Origin of the sequence: Amycolatopsis sp. NPDC049252, from assembly GCF_043197175.1 — a bacterium.
Lineage (GTDB): Bacteria > Actinomycetota > Actinomycetes > Mycobacteriales > Pseudonocardiaceae > Amycolatopsis.
Window position 1 is genome coordinate 47,686 of record NZ_JBICSQ010000028.1, and the last position, 22,603, is coordinate 70,288.

Annotated in this window: 20 protein-coding genes and 1 other RNA gene; 11 read left to right on the forward strand and 10 right to left on the reverse strand. The window is 71.8% G+C overall.

Annotated features, from left to right (window positions below):
• Window positions 1-99: 99 nt before the first annotated feature.
• Genes ACGFMK_RS26415 through ACGFMK_RS26425 form a run of 3 tightly spaced genes read right to left on the reverse strand, consistent with a single transcriptional unit; the run spans window position 100 to window position 2,588 of the window.
• On the reverse strand, window positions 100-741 hold the full coding sequence (locus ACGFMK_RS26415) for a response regulator transcription factor (RefSeq protein WP_323332018.1): 642 nt from the start codon (window positions 739-741) through the stop codon (window positions 100-102).
• A 39-nt stretch (window positions 742-780) separates the two neighbouring features.
• A complete protein-coding gene (locus ACGFMK_RS26420; RefSeq protein WP_392768339.1) occupies window positions 781-1,917 on the reverse strand; it encodes a sensor histidine kinase in 1,137 nt (378 codons plus the stop codon).
• Complete coding sequence (locus ACGFMK_RS26425) at window positions 1,914-2,588, reverse strand: sensor domain-containing protein (protein ID WP_392768342.1); 675 nt, start codon at window positions 2,586-2,588, stop codon at window positions 1,914-1,916. Before ACGFMK_RS26425 ends, ACGFMK_RS26420 begins: the two co-directional genes overlap by 4 nt.
• Before the next feature lie 160 nt (window positions 2,589-2,748).
• Between ACGFMK_RS26425 and ssrA the strand changes: the two genes are divergently transcribed.
• Together ssrA and ACGFMK_RS26435 are read left to right on the forward strand one after the other, a co-directional pair.
• Window positions 2,749-3,116, forward strand: a transfer-messenger RNA (tmRNA) gene (gene ssrA / locus ACGFMK_RS26430).
• 1,226 nt (window positions 3,117-4,342) lie between these two features.
• On the forward strand, window positions 4,343-4,564 hold the full coding sequence (locus ACGFMK_RS26435) for a hypothetical protein (protein ID WP_247061315.1): 222 nt from the start codon (window positions 4,343-4,345) through the stop codon (window positions 4,562-4,564).
• Window positions 4,565-4,571: 7 nt separating this feature from the next.
• Here the strand turns inward: ACGFMK_RS26435 and ACGFMK_RS26440 are convergent, their stop codons facing one another.
• From ACGFMK_RS26440 to ACGFMK_RS26450, 3 genes are all read right to left on the reverse strand, one after another.
• Window positions 4,572-5,879 (reverse strand): diguanylate cyclase, encoded by a 1,308-nt coding sequence (locus tag ACGFMK_RS26440; protein ID WP_392768345.1) that lies wholly within the window; start codon window positions 5,877-5,879, stop codon window positions 4,572-4,574.
• A gap of 79 nt (window positions 5,880-5,958) precedes the next feature.
• Window positions 5,959-7,185 (reverse strand): MFS transporter, encoded by a 1,227-nt coding sequence (locus ACGFMK_RS26445; RefSeq protein WP_392768348.1) that lies wholly within the window; start codon window positions 7,183-7,185, stop codon window positions 5,959-5,961.
• Between the two features lie 161 nt (window positions 7,186-7,346).
• Window positions 7,347-8,129, reverse strand: coding sequence for an IclR family transcriptional regulator (locus ACGFMK_RS26450; protein WP_392768350.1), 783 nt, complete (start codon window positions 8,127-8,129; stop codon window positions 7,347-7,349).
• An 84-nt stretch (window positions 8,130-8,213) separates the two neighbouring features.
• On the opposite strand from ACGFMK_RS26450, the gene hutH reads away from it, so the two are divergent.
• The 6 genes from hutH (at window position 8,214) to ACGFMK_RS26480 (ending at window position 16,279) form a co-directional block, all read left to right on the forward strand.
• A complete protein-coding gene (hutH, locus tag ACGFMK_RS26455) occupies window positions 8,214-9,740 on the forward strand; it encodes a histidine ammonia-lyase (RefSeq protein WP_392768353.1) in 1,527 nt (508 codons plus the stop codon).
• 2 nt (window positions 9,741-9,742) lie between these two features.
• Window positions 9,743-11,395, forward strand: a complete 1,653-nt coding sequence (gene hutU, locus ACGFMK_RS26460) for a urocanate hydratase (protein WP_392768356.1) — start codon at window positions 9,743-9,745, stop codon at window positions 11,393-11,395.
• On the forward strand, window positions 11,392-12,588 hold the full coding sequence (locus ACGFMK_RS26465) for an allantoate amidohydrolase (RefSeq protein ID WP_392768359.1): 1,197 nt from the start codon (window positions 11,392-11,394) through the stop codon (window positions 12,586-12,588). Before hutU ends, ACGFMK_RS26465 begins: the two co-directional genes overlap by 4 nt.
• Window positions 12,585-13,874 (forward strand): formimidoylglutamate deiminase, encoded by a 1,290-nt coding sequence (locus ACGFMK_RS26470; RefSeq protein WP_392768362.1) that lies wholly within the window; start codon window positions 12,585-12,587, stop codon window positions 13,872-13,874. The genes ACGFMK_RS26465 and ACGFMK_RS26470 overlap by 4 nt, the downstream gene beginning before the upstream one ends.
• The gene (gene hutI / locus ACGFMK_RS26475; protein WP_392768365.1) at window positions 13,862-15,007 is read left to right on the forward strand and encodes an imidazolonepropionase; all 1,146 of its coding nucleotides are present in this window, start codon (window positions 13,862-13,864) and stop codon (window positions 15,005-15,007) included. Before ACGFMK_RS26470 ends, hutI begins: the two co-directional genes overlap by 13 nt.
• A 108-nt stretch (window positions 15,008-15,115) precedes the next feature.
• Window positions 15,116-16,279 (forward strand): FAD-dependent oxidoreductase, encoded by a 1,164-nt coding sequence (locus tag ACGFMK_RS26480; RefSeq protein WP_392768368.1) that lies wholly within the window; start codon window positions 15,116-15,118, stop codon window positions 16,277-16,279.
• A 76-nt stretch (window positions 16,280-16,355) separates the two neighbouring features.
• Here ACGFMK_RS26480 and ACGFMK_RS26485 read toward each other — a convergent pair whose 3' ends face one another.
• Together ACGFMK_RS26485 and ACGFMK_RS26490 are read right to left on the reverse strand one after the other, a co-directional pair.
• On the reverse strand, window positions 16,356-17,963 hold the full coding sequence (locus ACGFMK_RS26485; RefSeq protein ID WP_392768371.1) for a sialidase family protein: 1,608 nt from the start codon (window positions 17,961-17,963) through the stop codon (window positions 16,356-16,358).
• Entirely contained in the window at window positions 17,960-19,348 is a 1,389-nt protein-coding gene (locus ACGFMK_RS26490; protein ID WP_392768374.1) for an acyltransferase, read from the reverse strand. Before ACGFMK_RS26490 ends, ACGFMK_RS26485 begins: the two co-directional genes overlap by 4 nt.
• A 191-nt stretch (window positions 19,349-19,539) precedes the next feature.
• Between ACGFMK_RS26490 and ACGFMK_RS26495 the strand changes: the two genes are divergently transcribed.
• The gene (locus ACGFMK_RS26495; RefSeq protein WP_392768377.1) at window positions 19,540-20,664 is read left to right on the forward strand and encodes an anion permease; all 1,125 of its coding nucleotides are present in this window, start codon (window positions 19,540-19,542) and stop codon (window positions 20,662-20,664) included.
• 8 nt (window positions 20,665-20,672) lie between these two features.
• Complete coding sequence (locus ACGFMK_RS26500; protein WP_392768380.1) at window positions 20,673-20,894, forward strand: hypothetical protein; 222 nt, start codon at window positions 20,673-20,675, stop codon at window positions 20,892-20,894.
• On the opposite strand, the gene ACGFMK_RS26505 is transcribed toward ACGFMK_RS26500, so the two are convergent.
• Together ACGFMK_RS26505 and ACGFMK_RS26510 are read right to left on the reverse strand one after the other, a co-directional pair.
• Complete coding sequence (locus ACGFMK_RS26505; RefSeq protein ID WP_392768383.1) at window positions 20,876-21,622, reverse strand: hypothetical protein; 747 nt, start codon at window positions 21,620-21,622, stop codon at window positions 20,876-20,878. The genes ACGFMK_RS26500 and ACGFMK_RS26505 overlap by 19 nt on opposite strands.
• A complete protein-coding gene (locus tag ACGFMK_RS26510; protein WP_392768385.1) occupies window positions 21,619-21,828 on the reverse strand; it encodes a hypothetical protein in 210 nt (69 codons plus the stop codon). Before ACGFMK_RS26510 ends, ACGFMK_RS26505 begins: the two co-directional genes overlap by 4 nt.
• A 41-nt stretch (window positions 21,829-21,869) precedes the next feature.
• On the opposite strand from ACGFMK_RS26510, the gene ACGFMK_RS26515 reads away from it, so the two are divergent.
• Window positions 21,870-22,577 carry a dienelactone hydrolase family protein gene (locus ACGFMK_RS26515; protein ID WP_392768388.1) on the forward strand — a complete coding sequence of 236 codons (708 nt, stop codon included), beginning with the start codon at window positions 21,870-21,872 and terminating at the stop codon, window positions 22,575-22,577.
• Window positions 22,578-22,603: the final 26 nt, after the last annotated feature.

Below are 22,603 nucleotides of genomic sequence, written 5' to 3' on the forward strand. Positions count from 1 at the left end.
CGGGTCCGCTCATGGTAGGTGAGGGGACTCGCAGGCGCCGCCGTCAGAACGGGTGACCCAGCGTCCACCTTACGGGACTTTTGGTCACCGAACGTCCGCTCAGCGGCCGAGATAGGTGAGGACAGCACGGACGCGACGGTGTTCCTCCGCGCTCGCCTCCAGGCCGAGTTTCGAGAAGATGTTGCCGATGTGCTTCTCCACCGCGCCGTGGGAGACCACCAGGGAGTTCGCGATCGCCGTGTTCGACAGGCCCTGGGCCATCAGGCCGAGGACCTCGGATTCGCGGGCGGTCAGGGCGTCCAGCGGGTTGCGGCGGCCGCGGGCCATCAGCTGGGCGATGACGTCCGGGTCGATCGCCGTGCCGCCGTTCGCCACCCGGCGGACCGCGTCCAGGAAGTCCGCGACGTCCGCCACCCGCTCCTTCAGCAGGTAGCCCACGCCGCCGGCGCCGCCCGAGAGCAGCTCGACCGCGTACGACTCCTCGACGTACTGCGACAGCACCAGCACCGGCAGGCCCGGCAGCTCCTTGCGGGCCGCGAGGGCGGCGCGCAGGCCCTCGTCGGTGAACGTCGGGGGCATCCGCACGTCGACGATCGCCAGGTCAGGACGGTGTTCCTGGACCGCGCCGAGCAGGTCGTCCCCGTTGTCGACGGCCGCGACCGTCTCGATGCCCTCGTCGGCGAGCAGACGGGTCACCCCGGCCCGCAGCAGCACGGCGTCTTCGGCGATGACTACCCGCATCCGGCCCCCAGGTTCGTGGATGAACGGGGCCCAGCCTATTCACCATTCACAGGGGAGGTCAGCCCGGATTACGGTCGGGCCGCCGACCGGGCTGACGACGGTGATCACGCCGTCGATCGTTGCGGCGCGGTCGGCCAGCCCGGCCAGCCCGCCGCCGGGACGCACCTCGGCGCCACCGTGGCCGTTGTCGGTGATCTCGACGACGACGTGGTTGTCGGTCCGCCACACCTTCACGCCCGCTTCGGTCGCGCCGGAGTGCTTCGCGATGTTCGTCAGGGTCTCGCCGACGATGAAGTACGCCGTGGTCTCCACCGCCGCCGGCGGCCGCGGGTTCACGTCCACCGTGACGTCCACCGGGATCGGCGACTTCGCCGCCTGCGCCGACAGGGCCGCGTCCAGGCCCCGGTCGCCCAGCACCGCCGGGTAGATCCCGCGCGCCAGGTCCCGCAGCTCCGACACCGCGAGCTTCGCGTCCGCGTGCGCCTCGTCGATCAGCGCCCGCACACCCTCGGGATCGTGGTCGAACTTCGACTTCGCCCGTCCCAGGCTCATCGCGACGGCCACCAGCCGCTGCTGCGCGCCGTCGTGCAGATCACGCTCGATGCGGCGACGCTCCGCCTCGGCCGCGTCCACCCCTCGAGCCCGCGACGCCTGCAGCCGCTCGGCCTTCTGCTCCAGCCGCTTCGTGCGGTTCGGGCCCAGCAACGCGATCGCCAGCTCCCCGTGCAACCAGCCCAGCCACGGCGTCACCCAGACCGCCATCGGCAGCAGCACGACCGACGCCAGCGCGATCCCGAGCTCCACGCACGCCAGCGGGAACGCCGCCATCAGGTAAGCCAGGTCCCGCCACGTCGTCGGATCACTCAGCCGCACCATCCACCGCCGCAACAGCGGCTGGCCCTCTTCGTACGGCCGCCGCTCCACCGGCGGCAGCGGCACCCGCAGCATCGTCCCGGCCCAGCTCCGCTCCCGATCCGCCGACCAGCGGACGAAGCTCGTCGTCGCCAGCAGGATCGGGAACCCGATCCACACCACCGCCGTGCCGACACCCACCGAAATCCCGGTCACGATCAGCACGAACTGCAGGATCCGGAAGAAGAAGCTCAGGATCATGTACCCGATCGTGCGGGCCGGGTGCGGCCGCGGGTGCTCCAGCTGCTGTTGCTCGGGACTCATCCCGCCACCAGGTTCTTCTCTTCCGCGTCTTCCCACCAGCACTCCATCCGACGGCGCTGCGCCACCGTCGGGCCCAGCAACGCGTTCGCGAGCCGGGCGTGCGTCCCCGCCAGCGCCCTCGTCAGCGCCACCGACAACGCGATGAACAACACCCCCAGCGCCGCCCACGGTAGCGCTTCGACCGTGGAGTCCACGGTCAGCCAGCGCAGCTCGTCCGACGGGAAGTGGTACGCCCCACCCGGCAGCCACCGGAAGTAGACCGGCAGCCCCGCCAGCGCCAGGCTCGTCGACCAGAACGCCGTCACCAGCGTGAACTCGATCAGCCCCAGCGGGAACAACACGAAGAAGTACAGCAGGTCCCGCCACGTCGACGTGTCCTTCAACCGCGCCTTCCACCGCAGCGACTGCTTACCGGCGGGCAACGGCAGGTACGGCAGATCGATGTACCGGTCCAGCAACGCGTAGACCCGCGCCCGCTCCATCCGCGCGGCACCCCGCACCGCCAGCACCAGCACCGCCAGCAAGCCGACACCCACCCACACCACGGCCGTCCCCAGACCGGCCGCCGTGAACGACGTCAGCAACGCGAACGCCGCCACCCCCAACGGCAGGTTCATCAGCAGGAACACCACCGAACCGCCGAACGGCGGATCCCGCCTCTCGCTGGCCATGACCTGGCTCCCTTCATCCCACGATGCCACCAAGCCTCGCGTTTCCGGAGCTCGTCCGACATGGTGCGCGCGGGCATCCCGCCGGTAGGGCTGGCCCTACCCCGGCTGGGAGTAACCGGGTGGCGCCACGCGTTATGATGTACAGGTTGTGTCCCACCAAGGGGGTGAACGGTTTCGACTTTGGACGTTGAGGCAGGAGAAGCGTGCCGGTGCAGGCGAGAGACCACCGTAAGCGTCATCGCAATCGAATAAGCGCCGATTCCAATCAGCGCGAGTACGCCCTCGCCGCCTGAGCGAGTGCGTCTCTGTCGGCCCGGGTGTGCCTCCGACCCGGGTACCGGCATCAGCTAGGAGGCTCAGCGGCAGTCCCGGCCACGGGGACCTGCCGTGAAGCAAACAGTGGCTGGGCTCGTCACTTCAGCTTGTTCGCGTGACTGAAGGAGCCAAGTAGAGACGCAGCGGACTGCGCACGGAGAAGTCCTGTCGATACGCCAGAGGACCCGGGTTCAATTCCCGGCACCTCCACTTCGAGAAGGCCCTCGCCCCTTCGGGGCTTGGGCCTTCTCTTCGTTTCGTTCATCGCATCTGGGGGTCGAACCCCCAGACCCCCGCCAGGGGGCTCCGCCCCCTGGACCCCCGCCGGGGGCTTCGCCCCCTGGCCCCGGTCGGGGCTTTGCCCCTGGTTCTCGGGCTTGGGGGCTCATGGGCTTCGCCCTTTCGCCCTGGGCTTCGCCCCTCATGCTTGGGGCTTCGCCCCTTGCCCCCTCGCTTCGCTCCTCGGGCCTGGGCTTCGGGGCTTCGCCCCTTCGCCTTTGGCTTCGCCCCTCTGACTTGGGGCTTCGCCCCTTGCCCCCGCTCCGCTTCTCCCGGCTGGGCGCTGCTCTGGCTTCGCTCCGCTCCGCATGTTTGGGCTCCGCCAGGCTTCGCTCCGCGTGTTTGGGCTCCGCCAGGGTTCGTTCCGCTCCGCGTGTTTGGGCTCCGCCGGGGGTTCGTTTTGCTCCTCATGTCTGGGGCTCGGCCTTGCTTCGGTCTGTGGTCCTGGCCTCGGCGCTTGCCTCGCTTGCCACCTTGTTCCGGGGGCTCTGTCCTTGCCGCTTTCCTTCGTGCCGGGCTTCACTCCGTGCCTTCTGGTGGTTGCGGCCGGGCCGCTTCGGTCGTGTTCTGGTCCGTCCTTGCTGCTCTTGCCACCTCGCCTCTGGGCTCGGCTCTGGCTCCGGTCTGTCTGTCGTGCCTGGGCTTCGCTTGGTCCAGTTCGTCTCCTTGTGCCCGGGTCTCGCCCTGCGATCCGGGGGCTCTGCTCTTTGCCTCTTTTCCACTCGTGCCTGGACCTCGGCCCCCGGCTCGCTTCGCTCCGCGTTTCTGGGCTCTGCTCCCACTGCGTCGCTTCACCCTCGTGCTCGGGGGCGGCGTTCTGCTCGCTTTGCCGCGGGTGCCTCGGCCTTGTCTCCGGCTCGCTTCGCTCCGCGTTTTCCGGGCTCTGTGTCCCGTCTGCTTTCCGGCTTGTGCCTGGGGCTTCGCCCCTTGGCTCTTCGGCTCAGCGGCGGCCCGTCAGGGGGTCTCCTTGGTGGCCGTTGTCGATCTTTCCTTGTGGTTTTTCGGGGCTGGATGGGGTGTGGCCGGGTGATTACTGGGGGTGTTGTAGGGGGCCTCCTTGTGGGTGATTTCACTCGGGGTGTCATGCTGTGGGTCGACGAATGGTTGTGGGTTTCCGGTCGGTCTCGGCCGGGGATGCCCGTGCCGGAAGTAGGTGCCAGATGACCTGGGCCCGATCCAATGGCAGCTCCACCGCCAACGACGAAGACAGCCGGATGGGTGTTATCCGGGCTGAAGAGGCTGAGCGGCTTGCCGAGCAGAACGACAAGGCCGTCATCACTGTTGCCGGGCACTCCTCGGATGTCACCGAGTGTGCTGAGCTGCTCGCTATGTTGGGGCTTGATGCCTCTTCCGGGCGGCGCCGGTTCGTTCGGGCCTCATAACCTTCCGCTAGACCAGGTCCGCTACGTGGACCACCTTGTTCCTTCCCGTGGCTTTTGCGTGGTAAAGGGCTGTGTCCGCGGCGTCGAGCAGTCTTTGCAGGGCTGTTCCCGCCGTGGGGTACGCGGCTATGCCTATCGATACCGACAGGCCCGTCACCTGCAGCTGACCCACCGGGACGGTCAGGGTGCTGATCGCCCTGCGGATTCGCTCGGCCACCGGGGCGATGTCCTGGTGGGCGATACCTGGTAGCAGGACCACGAACTCCTCGCCGCCGAAGCGGCCGACCGCGTCGCCGCCGAAGCGGCCGACCGCGTCGCCACGGCCGCGGACGGCCGCGATGATCGCTTCGGCCACCGCGCGGAGGACCGCGTCGCCGGCCAGGTGGCCGTATGTGTCGTTCACCTGCTTGAAGTGGTCCAGGTCCAGCATCAGGATGCCGAACGTGCCGCCTTGGCGGGCCGCGCCCGCCAAGGTGCGTTCGGCCAGGGCGTGCCAGCCGCTCGTGTTGTACAGGCCCGTCTTGTCGTCGCGGTGAGCCGCCACCTCCAGCTGCTTGACCAGCACCGTCCGGTGCAGCAACAGCAGCGGGGGCAGGACCAGGACGACCAGGCCCGGCAGCGTCGCCACCGCCAGCGCGTTCAACGCGCCCAGACAGAGCGTCGCCACCTCCAGGCCGTTGTCCGGCCACGTGCCGAACAACGCCTCCGGAGTCCGGCCGATCTCGCGGCGGGCCGGCAGCACCAGCAGGGCGTTGACCACGAAGAACGTCACGCCGGCCGCGGCCACCGCGAACGTGCCCGCCCAGCCGTGCGTCATCGCCGAGCGGATGTCGTCGAGACCCGCCAGGCGCAGCACCCCCTGAGCCGCGTAGCAGGAGAGCAGGATGATCGCCGCGTTGCTGACCGTCCGCGACGCCGGGACGCGCTGCAGCCGGTACCAGCTGCGCATCGCCAGGTGCAGGTACAAGCCCGTGACCAGCACCGCGAGCAGCGGCGGCGGGAGCAGCAGGACGCCGGCGAACGTCCACACCGACGTCATGTTGATGTGCGGTGTGCCCGACACGCGGCGGCGGATCCGCTCCACCCGGCGGCCCGTCTCCGACTGCAGCACTCCGAGCGTCAGCAGCACCCCGAGGATCGCGACGGTCCGGCGGTCGACCTCGATCGGTGACGGCCGCAGCGTCAGCACCACCGCCAGTGTCTCGCTGACCAGGTAGTACGTGATCACCCGTGGGCCCTGCCGCCACAGCGCCCACCGCGGCGGCGGGACGAGGACGTCACGAAAGCGCGGTGCTCCGCCACCGCGCATACTCATGGTGTCCGCCCGGTGACGGAGCCGGTTCGGACCGAGGTGGCGAAAGGAGGCGCGCCATGTGCGGTCGCGACAACTGATGTCATCGCTCTTCCTCCGAGCCGAGCAGCCGGACCCGGCGCCACGCCCTCGCGATCGGCACGGCCACGGCGGCCCCCGCCGCCCCGGCCACCGCGATGGTGTGCGCCGGGCTCAGCACGTCGGCCAGAACACCCGCGGCCGCCGCGCCGACACCCTGCACGGTGATCAGCCCGGCCGAGTTCACGCCGGCGCACTGCGCGCGGTGCTCGTCCGGTACCCGCCGCATGAACGAGACCGTGCCCTGGATGTTGTAGCCGGTCGCCAGTAGCCCCGACGCGGCCAGCAGCACCACCGCCGGGACCAGCCCCGGCCGCACGACGAACACGACCAGCGGCAGCCCGGCGGCGATCCCGAGCCAGCCGAGCAGCCGGACCTGCGCCGCTTCCGGGATCCACTTGCCGAAGACGAACCCGCCGAGCACGCTGCCCGCCGGGTCCGCGGCCATGATCAGGCCGACCAGCGTCGCGCCCGCGCCGATGCCCGCCGCGTACGGCGCGGCCAGCGCTTCCGGGACGATGTAGAACCCGGCCAGCCAGTTCAGCGCCACCAGCGTCCGCAGCGCCGGATCGCGCCAGATCAGCCGCGCGCCGGCCGTGGTCGACGCCAGCCAGGCGCGGCCGCCGGTCGTCGCCGCGGCGGCCACAGCCGGACGTCGTCGCACCCCGGACGCCAGCAGCGCGGCCGACAGCAGGAAGGTCACGGCGTCCAGGGCCAAGGCCGCCGTCGGGGCGAGGGCCGCGATCAGCAGCCCGCCACCGGCGAACCCGGCCAGCTGCGCGCCCTGGATGGTCACGTTCCGCAGGGCCATCCCGACCAGGTAGCGCTCACCCTCGAGGACCGACGGCAGCAGCGCCTGCTGCGCCGCCTTGAACGGCCCGCCCAGCATCGTCATCACCGCGACCAGCACGCACAGCACCCACAGCGGGACGCCGGGGATCGCGATGATCGCGACCAGCGCGGCCCGGGCCAGGTCGGACCCGATCATCACGTCGCGCCGCGGCCACCGGTCGCCCGCGCCGGCCAGCAGGACCCCTCCGAGCAGCGACGGGACGTAGGTGAGGGCGTAGGTCAGGCCGGTCAGCGCGGCCGAGTCGGTTCGCTGGAACACCAGGACGGCGAGCGCGACGCGGGCGAGCTGGTCACCGCAGATCGACAGCAGCTCGGCGGTCCACATGGCGCGGAACTCGGCGACGGCCAGCACCGCGCCGAAACCCACCCGGGTCACCATCGGTGCCCCGGCTGCCGGGATGCCGCAACGTCGTCCATCCGCCGGTTCCCCTCGCGCCCCCGAAACCGTTGTCGAATCAAGGTAATCACCCAGCGCAGTGGAATCGAGGCGTTCGGTGACAGTTGCCCCGATCGCACCAGCCGGGCGCCGCCGGGTGGCGGTCAGCCGGGATGGCCGCCGATGCGGGTGGTCAGTTCCGACGCCGTCGCCGCGACCTCGGCCGCCAGCTCCGGCCACGTCTCTTCGCACGGTTCCGACGTGCAGTGGTGGCGCAAGGTCACGCTGATCGCGGCCAGCGGGCGGGCGCCGTGGTCGAAGACCGGGCAGGCCACCGACGCGAAACCGTCCGTGACGTGGCCGTCTTCGATCGACCAGCCGAGATGGCGTTCCGCGGTGAGCGTGCGACGGAGTTCGGCCAGGGTGCTCGGGCCGCGGCCGGTGCGGAGGACGAACGTCGAGGCCGACGGGAACAGTGCGCGGACGTGCGGGGCGGGCAGGTGCCGGAGGATCGCGCGGCCGGACGCCGTCAGCTGGGCCGGCAGCCGGACGCCGACCTCCGTCACCAGCGTCTCCGGGCGGGCCGGGCGTTCCTTGATCAGGTACAGCGACTCGTTGCCGTGCAGCACGCCGAGGTGCGCGGTGTGCCCGGCGCGGTCGACGAGCTTGCGCAGCAACGGCCCGGCCAGCCGCTCCAGCGGGTCGTGGCGCAGGTACGCCGAGCCCAGCTCGAAGGCCGCGATGCCCAGGCCGTACCGGCGTTCCGCGGGCAGGTGCACGACAAAACCGGCGGCTTCCAGCTCGTTGAGCAGGTGGTACGTCGTGGAGCGGGGGAGGCCGGCTTCGCGCGCGATGGCCGACGCGGTCACCGGGCCCGGGCGCGTCGCCAGCAGCCGCAGCACCGCCAGCCCGCGGCGCAGCGCCGGGACCTCGCTGCTGTCGCCCATGCCCCGAGCCTAATGTCTAGGATCCCAGACGAAACCACTCCGTGGGGCATCCCACCAGCGGTAAGCGCCGTGTCCAATGGGCCCATGCCGGAAAAAGTGCTCCTGGGCCCGGAACCCATGACCGCCGCCCAGGTCGTCGACGTCGTCCGCGGCCACGCGCCCGTCGGGCTCACGGACGCGGCCGAGAAGAACCTCGCCGCGACCCGCCAGCACATCGAGGACCTCGCCCACGCCGTTTCGCCGACGTACGGCGTCTCGACCGGGTTCGGCGCGCTGGCCACCCGCCACATCCCGGTGGAGAGCCGGACCGCGCTGCAGCGCAGCCTGATCCGCTCGCACGCCGCGGGCGCCGGGCCGGCCGTCGAGACGGAGGTCGTCCGCGGGCTGATGCTGCTGCGGCTGCGGACCCTCGCCAGCGGCTACACCGGCGTCCGCCCGGGCACCGCGCAAACGCTTGCGGCCCTGCTCAACGCCGGCATCACGCCGATCGTCCACGAGTACGGTTCCCTCGGCTGCTCCGGCGACCTCGCACCCCTGGCCGCCGTCGCGCTGGCGCTGATGGGGGAGGGCGACGTCGAATACCGCAGGGAGGTCATGAGCGCGGGAGAAGCGCTCAAGCACGCCGGGATCGAGCCGGTCGTGCTCGCCGAGAAGGAGGGCCTCGCCCTCACCAACGGCACCGACGGCATGCTCGGCATGCTCCTGCTCGCCGCCGCCGACCTGCACCGGCTGTTCGACATCGCCGACCTCACCGCCGCGATGAGCGTCGAGGCGCTGCTGGGCACCGACCGCGCGTTCGCCGCCGAACTGCAGTCGCTGCGGCCGCACCCCGGGCAAGCGCTGAGCGCGGCGCGGATGTGGGGAGCGCTGCAGGGCTCCAAGATCGTCGAGAGCCACCGCGGCCCGGACTGCAACCGCGTCCAGGACGCCTACTCGCTGCGCTGCGCCCCGCAGGTGCACGGCGCGGCGCGCGACAGCCTCACGCACGCCGAGCTCGTCGCCGAGCGCGAGCTGGCGTCCGCTGTGGACAATCCCGTCGTACTGGCCGACGGCCGGGTCGAGTCCAACGGCAACTTCCACGGCGCGCCCGTCGCATACGTGCTGGACTTCCTGGCCATCCCGATCGCCGACCTGGCCAGCATCGCCGAGCGCCGCACCGACCGGATGCTCGACAAGGCGCGCTCGCACGGCCTGCCGCCGTTCCTCGCGCACGACCCCGGCGTCGACTCCGGGCACATGATCGCCCAGTACACGCAGGCCGCGATCGTCAGCGAGCTCAAGCGGCTCGCGGTCCCCGCGTCCGTCGACTCGATCCCGAGCAGCGCGATGCAGGAGGACCACGTCTCCATGGGCTGGTCGGCCGCGCGGAAGCTGCGCAAGGCCGTCGACGGCCTGACGACCGTGCTCGCCATCGAGCTGCTGACGGCGGCCCGGGCGCTCGACTTCCGGGCCCCGCTCGAGCCGTCACCGGTCACCGGCCGGGTCCGGGACCTGCTCCGCACCAAGGTCGAGGGCCCCGGCCCCGACCGGCACCTGGCGCCCGAGATCGCGGCCGCCGAAGAACTCGTCCGCTCCGGCGCCGTCCTCGACGCCGCCCGTCTGGAGGTCTGAGCATGTCCCGTGTCGTCCGTGCCGCCCGCGGCACCCAGCTCACCGCGAAGTCGTGGCAGACCGAAGCCGCGCTGCGGATGTTCCACAACAACCTCGACCCCGACGTCGCCGAGCGGCCCGAGGACCTGGTCGTCTACGGCGGCACCGGCAAGGCCGCCCGCAACTGGGCCAGCTTCGACGCGATCACCCGCGAACTGACCACTTTGGACGTCGACGAGACGCTGCTCGTCCAGTCCGGCAAGCCGGTCGGGGTGTTCCGCACGCACGAGTGGGCGCCGCGCGTGCTCATCGCGAACTCGAACCTGGTCGGCGACTGGGCCACCTGGCCCGAGTTCCGCCGCCTCGAGCAGCAGGGCCTCACGATGTACGGCCAGATGACGGCCGGCTCGTGGATCTACATCGGCACCCAGGGCATTCTCCAGGGCACCTACGAGACGTTCGCCGCCGTCGCCAAGAAGAAGTTCGGCGGCTCGCTGCGCGGGACCTTGACGGTGACCGCCGGCCTCGGCGGCATGGGCGGCGCGCAGCCGCTCGCCGTCACCATGAACGACGGCGTCGCGCTGGTCATCGAGTGCGACCCGCAGCGCGCGCACCGCCGCGTCGAAACGCGCTACCTGGACGAGGTCGCCGATGACCTCGACGACGCGATTTCCCGCGTCACCAAGGCGAAGCAGGAGAAGCGGGCGCTATCCGTGGGTGTCGTCGGCAACGCGGCCGAGGTGCTGCCGGAGCTGCTGCGCCGCGGTGTCGAGGTCGACATCGTCACCGACCAGACGTCCGCGCACGACCCGCTGTCGTACCTGCCCAAGGGTGTCGACGTCGCGGATTGGCACGACTACGCGGCCAAGAAGCCCGACGAGTTCACCGACCGCTCGCGCGAGTCGATGGCCGAGCACGTCGAGGCCATGCTCGGCTTCCTCGACAAGGGCGCGGAGGTCTTCGACTACGGCAACTCCCTGCGCGGCGAGGCGAAACTCGGCGGCTGCGAGCGCGCGTTCGACTTCCCCGGGTTCGTGCCCGCCTACATCCGCCCGCTGTTCTGCGAGGGCAACGGCCCGTTCCGCTGGGCGGCCCTGTCCGGTGACCCCGAGGACATCGCGGCGACCGACCGCGCGATGCTGGAACTGTTCCCGGAGAACGAATCCCTCGCGCGCTGGATCAAGCTGGCCGGCGAGCGCGTCGCGTTCCAGGGCCTGCCGGCGCGGATCTGCTGGCTCGGGTACGGCGAGCGGCACCTGGCCGGCCTGCGGTTCAACGAGATGGTCGCCAGCGGCGAGCTGAAGGCCCCGGTCGTCATCGGCCGCGACCACCTCGACTCCGGCAGCGTCGCCTCGCCGTACCGCGAGACCGAGGGCATGGCCGACGGCTCCGACGCGATCGCCGACTGGCCGCTGCTGAACGCGCTGGTCAACACGTCGTCCGGCGCCAGCTGGGTGTCGATCCACCACGGCGGCGGCGTCGGCATGGGCCGCTCGATCCACGCCGGTCAGGTCAGCGTCGCCGACGGGACGGCCCTGGCCGCGCAGAAGCTCGAGCGCGTGCTCACCAACGACCCGGGCATGGGCGTCATCCGGCACGTCGACGCCGGTTACGATCGCGCGGCCGACGTCGCCGACGAGCGGGGCGTGCGGGTGCCGATGCAGGGGGATGCGTGACCGCTTCTGGATTTCTGGAAGAGATCGCCGACGTCGGACGCGATCCGCAGCGCGGCGGCTATTCCCGCCACGCCTTCGACGCGCCCGAGCACGACCTGCGCGAGTGGTTCGTCGACCGCGCGCTGGGGCTCGGGCTGGACGTCGAGACCGACCGCAACGGCAACATCTGGGCCTGGTGGGGGCCGCCGGGGCGCCACGCGGTGGTCACCGGCAGCCACCTCGACTCGGTGCCCGGTGGCGGCGCGTTCGACGGTCCGCTCGGTGTCGCGAGCGCGCTGGCCGCCGTGGAAGCCTTGCAGGAAAAGGGGTTCCGGGCCCGCAAGCCGATCGCCGTTGTCGTGTTCGCCGAGGAGGAGGGCGGCCGGTTCGGCGTCCCGTGCCTCGGCTCACGGCTGCTCACCGGCACCATCGACCCCGACAAGGCGCGCGGGCTGCGCGACGCCGACGGCGTGACGTTCGCCGAGGCGGCCGGGAAGGCCGGCGTCGACCCGGCGCGGATGGGGCCGGACGCCGAACGGCTCGACAAGATCGGGCAGTTCCTCGAACTGCACGTCGAACAGGGCCGCGGGCTGATCGACCTCGGCGCGCCGGTGGCCGTAGGTAGCACCGTGATCGCGCACGGCCGGTGGCGCTTCTCGTTCTCCGGTCAGGGAAACCACGCCGGCGCGACGCTCCTGGCCGACCGGGCCGACCCGATGCTGCCCGCCGCGGCGACCGTCACCGCGGTCCGGCGGCTGGCTGCGGGTGTGCCGGACGCGCGGGCGACCGTCGGCCGGCTCGTGCCGACCCCCGGCGGCACCAACGTCATCGCGTCCACAGTGGACCTGTGGCTCGACGCGCGGGTCCCCGGCGAGGGAACTCCGGGGCTGGTCGCCGAGATCAGCCAGGCGGCCTCGGCCGCGGCGCGGGAAGAAGGCTGCCAGGTCCAGGTGACCCGCGAGTCGTACTCCGGGGACGTCGTGTTCGGCGACGCGCTGCGCCGGGACCTCGGCGGCTGGCTCGGCGGGGTGCCGGAACTGCCGACCGGCGCCGGGCACGACGCGGCGATTCTCGCCGGGTTCGTCCCGGCCGGGATGCTGTACGTGCGCAACCCGACCGGCATCAGCCACTCGCCGGAGGAGTTCGCCGAGGCCGCCGACGTCGAGGCGGGGGCGCAGGCGCTGGCCACCGCGCTGGAGCAGCTGGCGCGATGACCTACTGGTGCGAACAGGCCTGGCTGCCCGGCGGGATCGCACGCGGAGTGCGGATCGACGTTGCCAACGGGCGCATCACCGGCGTCGTGCCGGGGTCGACGCGCGCCGGAGCCGTCCTGAGTGGACTGACGTTGCCCGGCTTCGCCAACGGCCATTCGCACGCGTTCCACCGGGCGTTGCGCGGGCGGACGCACCACGAGCGCGGCACGTTCTGGACGTGGCGTGCGCGGATGTACGCACTCGCGTCCCGGCTCGATCCCGACGCGTATTACCGGCTGGCCCGCGGTGTCTACGCCGAGATGGTCCTGGGTGGGTACACGAGCGTCGGCGAGTTCCACTACCTGCACCACGCGCCCGGCGGCAAGCCGTACGCCGACCCGAACGCCATGGGGGTGGCGCTGCGCCAGGCCGCGGCCGACGCCGGGATCCGGCTGACCCTGCTCGACACCTGTTACCTGGCGGGCGGCATCGGCGTCGAGCCCGACGAGGTCCAGCGGCGGTTCTCCGACGGCTCGGCTTCGGCGTGGGCGGCACGGGTCGCCGCGCTGAAAGAGGACGAGCTGTTCCGTGTCGGCGCCGCGATCCATTCGGTGCGCGCGGTTCCGGCCGACCAGTTGTCGCTTGTGGACAGTGCCCGCGTCGTCCACGTCCATCTTTCCGAGCAGCGGGCCGAGAACGAGCAGTGCCTGGCCGCTTACGGCCGCACCCCGACGGAGCTCCTGGACGACCACGGTGTGCTGACCGGCCGCCTGGTCGCCGTGCACGCCACGCACCTGACGGCGTCGGACATCCACCGCCTCGGCGCCGCAAGGGCCGGGGCGTGCTTCTGCCCGACCACCGAACGCGACCTCGGCGACGGCATCGGCCCGGCCCGCGCGCTGCGGGACGCGGGTGTGCGGCTCAGCGTCGGCAGTGACAGCAACGCCGTCGTCGACGCCTTCGAGGAGACCCGCGCGCTCGAACTCGACGACCGGCTGGCCAGCGAGGAGCGCGGCCGGTTCACCGCCGAGGAACTCCTGGCCGCGGGCACCGACCACGCCACCGTCGGGTGGCCGGAGGCCGGGCGTCTCGAAGCGGGCGCGGGCGCGGACTTCGTGACGGTCGCGCTGGACTCCGTGCGGACGGCCGGGATCGAGCCGTCCGGCGTGGTGTTCGCCGCGTCCGGGGCCGACGTCCGGCACGTCGTCGTCGCGGGCCGGGACGTCGTCCGCGACGGGGCGCACCAGCTGATCGAACGACCGGAAACCGTTCTGGCGAAGGAGATCGAGGCACTGTGGCTGTCGTGATCACGGGGATCGGCGAGCTGACGACCAACGACCCCGAGCTGGGCCGCCTCACCGACGCGGCTCTGGTGCTGGACGGTACCGAGGTGGCCTGGGTGGGTCCGGCGTCCCGGGCGCCGGACGCCGACGAGCACGTCGACGTCGAAGGTCGTGCAGTGCTGCCCGGCTGGGTCGACAGTCACACCCACCTCGTCTTCGCCGGTGACCGCACCGCCGAGTTCGAAGCCCGGATGGCCGGGAAGCCTTACACCGCGGGCGGAATCGCGATCACCGTCGGAGCGACGCGGGAGGCGTCCGACGAGCAGCTGGCCGCGAACCTGCGCCGGCACGTCGACGAAGCGGCTCGGCAGGGGACGACCTGCTTGGAGACCAAGACGGGCTACGGCCTGACGGTCGCGGACGAAGCGCGCAGTGCCCGGATCGCCGGGGAGGTCGCCGACGAGGTGACGTTCCTCGGCGCGCACCTGGTGCCGCCGGGCGCCGACGCGGAGTCCTATGTGGACCTCGTGTGCGGCGAGATGCTCGACGCGGTCGCGAAAAGCGTGCGCTGGGCCGACGTCTTCTGCGAGACGGGTGCCTTCGACGAGGCCCAGTCGGCGCGGGTCCTGAAGGCCGCGGCCGAGCGCGGGCTGGGCCTGCGCGTGCACGGCAACCAGCTCGGGGAAGGCCCCGGCGTCCGGCTGGCGGTCGAGCTGGGCGCGGCGAGCGTCGACCACTGCACCTACCTGAGCGACGCCGACGTCGAGGCGCTGGCCGCGTCCGAAACCGTGGCGACGCTGCTGCCCGCGTGCGACCTGTCGACCCGGCAACCCCTGGCCCCGGCGCGGCGGCTGCTCGACGCGGGCGCGACGGTCGCGCTGGCCAGCAACGCTAACCCCGGCAGCTCGTACACGACGTCGATGGCCTTCTGCGTCGCGACGGCCGTGCTGCAGATGCGCATGACGATCGAGGAGGCCGTCTGGTCGGCGACGGCCGGCGGCGCGCAGGCGTTGCGCCGCAACGACGTCGGCGTCCTGCGGCCCGGCGCGCGGGCGGACGTCCACGTGCTCGACGCGCCGTCGGTCACACATCTGGCCTACCGCCCCGGCGTCCCGCTCACCAAAGCCGTGTGGCGCGCCGGAGTGCCGGTGCGCTAACGTCGGGAGCGAGGACGCGCGAAGACACAGTCCGGTATGGGTTAGTCCGGGCGGCGCAGCACCGGCTTACCTGTGCGTCCCTTCATCGGAAGCGACGAAGGGACAAGTGTGTCTGTTGTCATCATCGGGGCCGGCCTGGGTGGCCTGAGCCTCGCCCAAGGGCTGAGCCGCGCCGGAATCCCGTGCCAGGTCTACGAACGCGACGCGGCACCGGACGCCCGGCTGCAGGGCTACCGGCTGCACATCAACGGCGCCGGGGACACCGCGTTGCACGAGGTGCTGCGCCCCGAACTGCACGAACTCTTCCGCGCCACGGCGGGCCGGGCGCTGCCGCGCACGAACGTCTACGACGAGCGGCTGAGCCTGGTCACGACACTCGTCGACGAGGGCACCCACCTCAACGTCAACCGCTTCACACTGCGGCAGATCCTGCTGCACGGCCAGGAAATCCGTTACGGCAAGCGGTTCACGGGTTACGAACTCGACGAAGACGGCGTGACCGCGCACTTCGCCGACGGGACCTCCGCGCGGGGAACGGTGCTGGTGGGAGCGGACGGCGTCCATTCCCCGGTGCGGCAGCAGTACCTGCCGCACGCCGAGGTCGTCGACGCCGGGCTGGTGCACCTCTACGGCCGGATCCCGCTCACCGGCCGCACGCGCGCCCTGTTCGACCCCGAGATGTTCGCGGTGTTCTCCATGGCGATCGGGCCGGACCGGACGATGGTCGGGTTCGCGCCGGTCGACTACCCGGAGCCGGTCGCCGAGGCGTGTGCGCGCCTGGTGCCGCAGCTGCGGCTGCGCGACCACGAGCCGTACATGACGTGCGCGGTCGGCGCGCGCCGGGTCGTGCTCGGCCGGTCGGACGCGGAGCTGGCCGCGATGTCGCCGGCCGACCTGCGGGAACTCGCGCTCGGCCTGGTCGAGGGCTGGCACCCGCGGGTCCGGGCGATGGTCGAAAGCTGGGACGCCGGGGCGACGTTCCCCCAGCCGATCCGCACGAGCGTGCCGATCGAGCCTTGGACGCCTTCGCGGGTGACTCTGGTCGGCGACGCGATCCACGCGATGAGCCCGGCCGCCGGCGCGGGCGCCAACACCGCGTTGCGTGACGGTGCGGCGCTGGCGTCCGCGCTGGCCGGGTTCCCGCTGCTCGACGCCGTGGCGAAGTACGAGTCCGCGATGGTGGGCTACGGCTTCGCGGCGGTCCGGGAGTCCGCCGAAAACGGGCGCCGGTACCTGGGCCAGCACCCGTTGCCCGTCACAGCGGCAGGATGAACGGCGCGTAGTTCGGCCACGTGCACCGGGCCGGTCTTCGTGACGGGTGCCGTCCCGCCACGAAGACCGCCCGTGGCTAGGCGGTGATCACGACCCGGCGGCACTGGGTCACCGAGCCGGCCTGCTCGTTGATCTTCACCCCGGCGCTGGTGCCGGTCAGCGCCGAGTTCTCGGCCGCCGTCAGGTCGTAGTGGATCAGGGTCTCGCCGTTGACCGCGGCGATCACCGTGCCGGCCCGGACGGTCGCGGTCAGCGTGTGGAACCCGCCGGCGTTGACCGGCTTCCCGGTCGCCAGGACCAGCTGGGTGATCGTGCCGCCGATGTTCTTGTACAGCCGGATGTTCACCCCGCCCGTCTCCGGGGTGAACAGCAGGTAGTTCGACGCGTCGGTGTACCGCAGGAAGATCCCGAACCCGGCCTGGCCGGTCCACAGGAAGTCGGCCTCGGCCCGGTGGTCCGGGCTGCCCGTTTCGACCACGCCGTGGTCCGCGACGTTGTCGGCGCTGGCCGATCGCAGCAGCCCGTCCGTCACGGTCAGGGCACCCGCGGCGACCCACCAGGGGATGGGCAGGGCGCCGTTCGGCTGCTGGAACGACGTCGCCAGCACGAGCTGGTCGTAGCCGGCCGGCACGGCCGCCTGCTCGCCGGGCACGAACCCGAGCGGCGTCTGCTGCGCGCCGACACCCAGGTAGGTGAACGCGAGCCGCGACTCCGTGCTCGGGGCGTCTTCGGTGGCCATCACCGTGAAGACCTGGCCCGGCGTGGTTTCCAGCATCGACGCGTAGGTCGTCATGCCGCCCTTCGCCGGGATCTGGACGACGTACGGCGGCAGCCAGCTCGCACCGCGGTCGCGGGTCGCGCGGATCGCGAACCGGCCCGCGCTGTCGCGCAGGTACACGACGACGGTGTCGTCCGCGAGCCACACCGACGACGGCCGCCCGGTGCCGGTGAACGCGGCGGCCGGCGTGGACCACGTGGCGCCGTTGTCGGTGGACAGGGCCGCGCCGATGGACGCGTTGTTGCCCCAGCGGAACGTCAGGAACAGGGCGCTGCCCCGGTTCACCAGGTACGGCTCCTGGTAGTCACGGCCCGCGCTCTGGCCGTTGACCACCCGGGTCGAGGTCCAGGTGGCGCCGTTGTCGGTGGAGCGGGCGATCCACGCCGAGTCGAAGGTTTCGCCGCTGCTCTTCGAGTAGTGCGGCGCGAGCAGCGAGTTGTCGGCGAGCTGGACGACCGGCGCGGAGATCGCCGACGACGGCAGGCTCGCGTCGATCCGGACCTCGCTGCCCCACGTCGCGCCACCGTCGCTGGAAGAGCGGAAGAAGGAGCCGGCCGCGCCGACGGACGTGGTGGCCTTGAAGTACGTCAGGTAGAGCTTGGTGCCGTCGCGGCTGAGCGAGATGGACGGGTCGCGGAAGTCGGTCCCGGCGGAGGCCGCGATCACCGTGGCGGGCGCGCTCCACGTCCGGCCGTCGTCGTGGCTCGCGGTGCTCCGGACGAAGCCGTCACGGTTGGTGTAGTGGTTGCTGCCCTGGCGGTACACGACCAGGAGGGTGTTGTCGGGCAACCGGGTGACGCTCGGGAACGCCGAGTGCTGGGTGTCCTGCCCATACGCGATGGTGGGCTTGGCGGGCCGGATGGTCCGGAGGGCGCCGGCGGGGCTGTCGGGTGGACGCAGGGTCATGCTCCGACCGTAGCGTCCCCGGCCGGTGCGGCAGCGGAGGTTTTCGCGGTTCGCCGGACGGCCGTGACGATCCCGCAGACGGCGAGCAGACCGCACAGCCACGCGAACCAGTCGCCGAGGCGGGCGTACGGCGTGGCGCCGCTGCCGAGCGGGACTTCCGCGGTCACCACCGAGAACGGCGGTGCTCCCGGGTGGGTGTCGGCGAGGACGCGGCCGTGGGCGTCGGACAGCATCGGGGTGCCGCGGGCCGCGCTCCACGCCACCGAGAACCCGTTCTCGACGCCGCGGATCAGCGCGGTGCGGCTGTGCTCCCAGCCGTCGGCGTCCTCGTCGGACGCCGGGATCAGCACCAGGCCGGTGCCCGCCTCGCCGTAGCCGCCGCTGGGGTTCGCGAAGTTGACGTCCATGCAGACCATCAGGCCGATCTTCGCCGGTCCTGCGAGGTACGCGAGGTCGGTCCCGGACGCGATGTGCTTCGAATCCCCGTTGTGCCACTTGCGGAATTCGACCGTCGGCCCGGACGGCGGGACGTCGAGCGCCGCGTTGAACCGGCCCTGCGGTGTGGTGTCGTAGACGCCGGTGACCACCTCGACGCCGGTGCGGCGCAGCTGCTCGACGAGCCCGGGGCGGGAAGCGTCGTCCACCGCGAAGGCCGCTTCCGGGAGCACGGCGACGCGGACGCCGTCGGGCAGCGCGCGGATCTGGTCCACATAGGACTGCAGGAGGGCGGCCCCCTGCGGCGTCGTGACGTCCGTGGCCCAGCCCGCCTTCGCCGGGACGACCAGCGCGACCTTCGTCGTCGTTCCCGCGGGACTGCTCAGCCGAGCGGTGCTCCAGAAGAACAGGCCGGTCAGCACGGCGGCGACCGCCACCACCGAGACCAGCCGGGAACCGCCCTTGATGCCGGGCGCGCAGATCGCGGCGGCCGCGGCCGGGACGGCCAGCACGAGGAACTCGACACCCCAGCCACCGGTGACGGACGCGAGCTGCAGCACGACCGGCCGGTCGGCCTGGGTCGTCATGAACGTCCCCATCAGGCCGGTCGGGTTCAGCAGGGAGACCGCGTAGAGCGCGACCGTCCACAGCCCGGCCGCGGCGAGCACGGCCGGCACCGCGTGCCGGCGTCGCACGAGCAGCCGGAACAGCGCGGCGGCCAGGGCGAACAGCAGCGCGCTGCCGGCGAGGATGGCGATCCCGGCCGGTCGCGGGACCGAAAGCGTGTGCCAGAAGTAACTCCAGCTCGGGATGCTGCCCGCGGCGTAGGCGATGAACGCGCAGAGCAGCGCCGTCACCCCGGACACCCGCGGCGCGAGCAGCAGGATCGGCAGTGGTGCGCACCACGCCAGCTCGGGGACCGGGTGCAAGCCGGTGCCGAAGAAGAACAACAGTCCCGACGCCGCTGTCGCGGTGATCGGCCAGCCCGGCCCTACCTGCCGGAAATGCGTGGTTCGTCCCGAGAAGCGCAGGCCGGTTCATGGAGAGTTCAGGGAGCCGTCACACCGCAGGGATCGGGTTCCGCGGAGTCGATCAGTAGCGTTTTCCCCGAACAGCCTCCGGCGACGGAAATGAGCCCCGCATGGACTTCTCGCTGATCGTGCTGGTGGTGATCGTCGCGGCGCTGGCCTTCGACTTCACCAACGGCTTCCACGACACGGCCAACGCGATGGCCACGTCCATCGCCACCGGCGCACTCAAGCCGCGGGTCGCGGTGGGGGTGTCCGCGGTGCTGAACCTCGTCGGCGCGTTCCTCTCGGTGGAGGTCGCGAAGACGATCTCCGGCGGGATCGTCGACGACACCAAGGTGACTCCGGTCATCATCTTCGCCGGACTCGTCGGGGCCATCGTGTGGAACCTGGTGACCTGGCTGATCGGGCTGCCGTCGAGCTCCTCGCACGCGCTGTTCGGCGGGCTGATCGGCGCCACCTGGATCGCCTCCGGCTCCGACGCCGTCCACTTCGGCAAGGTCGTCGAAAAGGTCCTCATCCCGGCGCTCGCCTCGCCGATCGTCGCCGGGATCGTCGCGACGCTGGGCACCTTCCTCGTCTACCGGATCACCAACCGGGCGAAGCAGGACACCGTGGGCCGCACCTTCAAGGCCGGCCAGATCGCGTCGGCCTCGCTGGTTTCGCTGGCGCACGGCACGAACGACGCGCAGAAGACGATGGGTGTCATCACGCTGACGCTGATCGCGTCCGGCTCGCTCGCGCCGGGCTCGAACCCGCCGATCTGGGTCATCCTGACCGCGGGCACCGCGATCGCGCTCGGCACCTACCTCGGTGGCTGGCGGATCATCCAGACGATGGGCAAGAAGCTCACCGAAATCCAGACGCCGCAGGGCTTCGCGGCCGAGACGTCCGCCGCGGCCGTCATCCTCACCTCGGCGCACCTCGGCTTCGCGCTCTCCACCACGCACGTCTGCTCGGGCGGCATCATCGGCTCCGGCCTCGGCCGGCGGCTCGCCGAGGTCCGCTGGGGCGTCGCGGGCAAGATGGTCGTCGCCTGGGCGCTGACGCTGCCGGCCGCCGCGATCGTCGGTGCGGTCGCCGCCGAGGTGTCGACGCTCGGCACCTGGGGCACGGTCCTGATCGGCCTCGCCGGGGTCGTCGTCGCGGTGGGCATCTACCTCGCGTCGCGGCGGAACCCGATCAGCGCCAACACCATCAACGAGCCGGAGCCGGCCCCGCAGCCGGCCAACGTCTGAGGAGCGCCGTGCACATCGATTGGGGTTCCCTCGGTCTCGTCTTCGTCGTCGCGCTCGCCTCGGTGGTCGTGCTGACGAGCCTCTTCTCCTTCGGGGTGGTGGGGCTCTCCCAGCGCGAGTCGGCCCGTGAAGCGGGCGGCTCGGGCACCGGCCCGCTGGCCGGCGCGATCCTCTGCTTCGTCGTCTGCCTGGCGATCGTCGGCTACGGGATCTACTTGATCGTCGCCTGAGCCCGCTCCCGGAGGCCGTCCGGGAGGGCGCCGAGCATCGGGGCCAGCGTGCCCCGGCGCTCGGCGCTCAGGTGGTTCAGCAGGTCCAGCGCCGGGACCCAGAGGTCCTCGTCGGCGCCGGCCGCGGTGATCACGCGGCCCAGGCGGTGGGCCGGGAGCAGGCCGACGACGTGGTCGACGCGGCTCTTGTCGTCGAGCACGAACGCGATCCGCAGCAGGCCGGGGTCGTCGATCTCCTCGAGGCAGCGCCGGACCGTCGGGTCCGGGAGGTGCCCGACGAACCGGCCCAGCGTGATCCAGTCCGCGCGCCCGGCCAGCTCGCCCGCGACCGCCAGCACGGTGTCGAGCGGGATGCGCGAGATGATCGCGCTGGCCCGCCGCGGGTCGAGGTCCGCGGCGACCTCGGACAGGAACCGCGGGGTCAGCCGCTTGGCGACGTCGACCCCGCGGGCGACGTCGACCACCCCGGCGATCCGCGCGCACAGCAGCGGCCCGAACACCTTCTCGGCGATCTTCGCCAGCACCCCGCCCGGCAGCAGCCGCGCGGCGAGCGCCATCCGCTGCAGCACGGCGATGTTCGCGTCGAACAGCGTGTCGGTGACCTGCTCGCGGAACGCCTTCAGGTCGTCGGCGTCGACGCGGGCGAGGTACTCGAGCCGCTCGGGCTCGACGCCGAGGACGCGGGCCAGCTTGAGGATCTCGGCTTCGGCTTCGTAGTTCGCGTTCACAGCCCGACCGCCTTCCGGACGGCGCCGCGCAGCAGCGCGGGCACGTACCGGAGGCCCTCTTCACCGGCCTCGGCCAAGGCCTTCGCCTGACGACGGCGCGCGTCGCGCAGCGCGTCGGCGAGGTCCTGCCGCTCGTGCTCTTCGAGGGCCTCGATGCCCGCGGGGAGGTAGCCGCCCAACTGCTCGGCGAGAGTGCGCTCGGCCATGGTGGATCATGATGCATCACCCGGGGCGCTACCGTGCGGATATGAGCATCGAGACGTCCACCACCCGTGTCGGCGACCTCTCCGCGTACCTGGCCCGCCCGGCCGGCGGCTCCGGGTTCGGCATGCTGCTGCTGCCGATGATCACCGGCATCGGCGAGCAGGTCCGGGCCTGGGCCGACGAGCTCGCCGGCCGTGGCATCACGACGTTGACCTGGGACGTCTTCCACGGCGCGAGCACCGACAACACCTCTCGCGACAACCTCGGCGAGAAGCTCGGCGAACTGCGTGACGACGTCGCGCTCGCCGAGCAGACGGCGCTGCTCGACCACCTGCTCGGCGAGCTCGGCTGCACGTCGGCCGGCGTCATGGGCTGGTGCCTGGGCGGCCGGTTCGCGCTCCTGTTCGCCGCCCGTGACCAGCGGGTTTCCGGGGTCGTCGCCTACCACCCGACGATCCGCGTCCCGGCGCCGCCGAACCATGACCTCGACACGGTCGCTTTGTCGACAGAGATCACCGCGCCAGTGCTCGTTTCCTACCCGGAGGCCGACGTCGTCGTCTCGCACGAGACGTTCGGCCGGCTTCAGGCCGCCCTGCAGTCCCGGCCGCGCGGCGCGACGTTCAGCCAGCACTTCCCGGGCGCCGAACACGGTTTCACCGACTCGTCGCGGCACGGGACGGCGGTCAACGCCGAGGCGTTCGCGCTGTCGTGGCCGCAGACCCTGGCGTTCCTGGACACGCTGAAAGGTTGACTTTCGGCAGTGGTCGCCGCCGATCA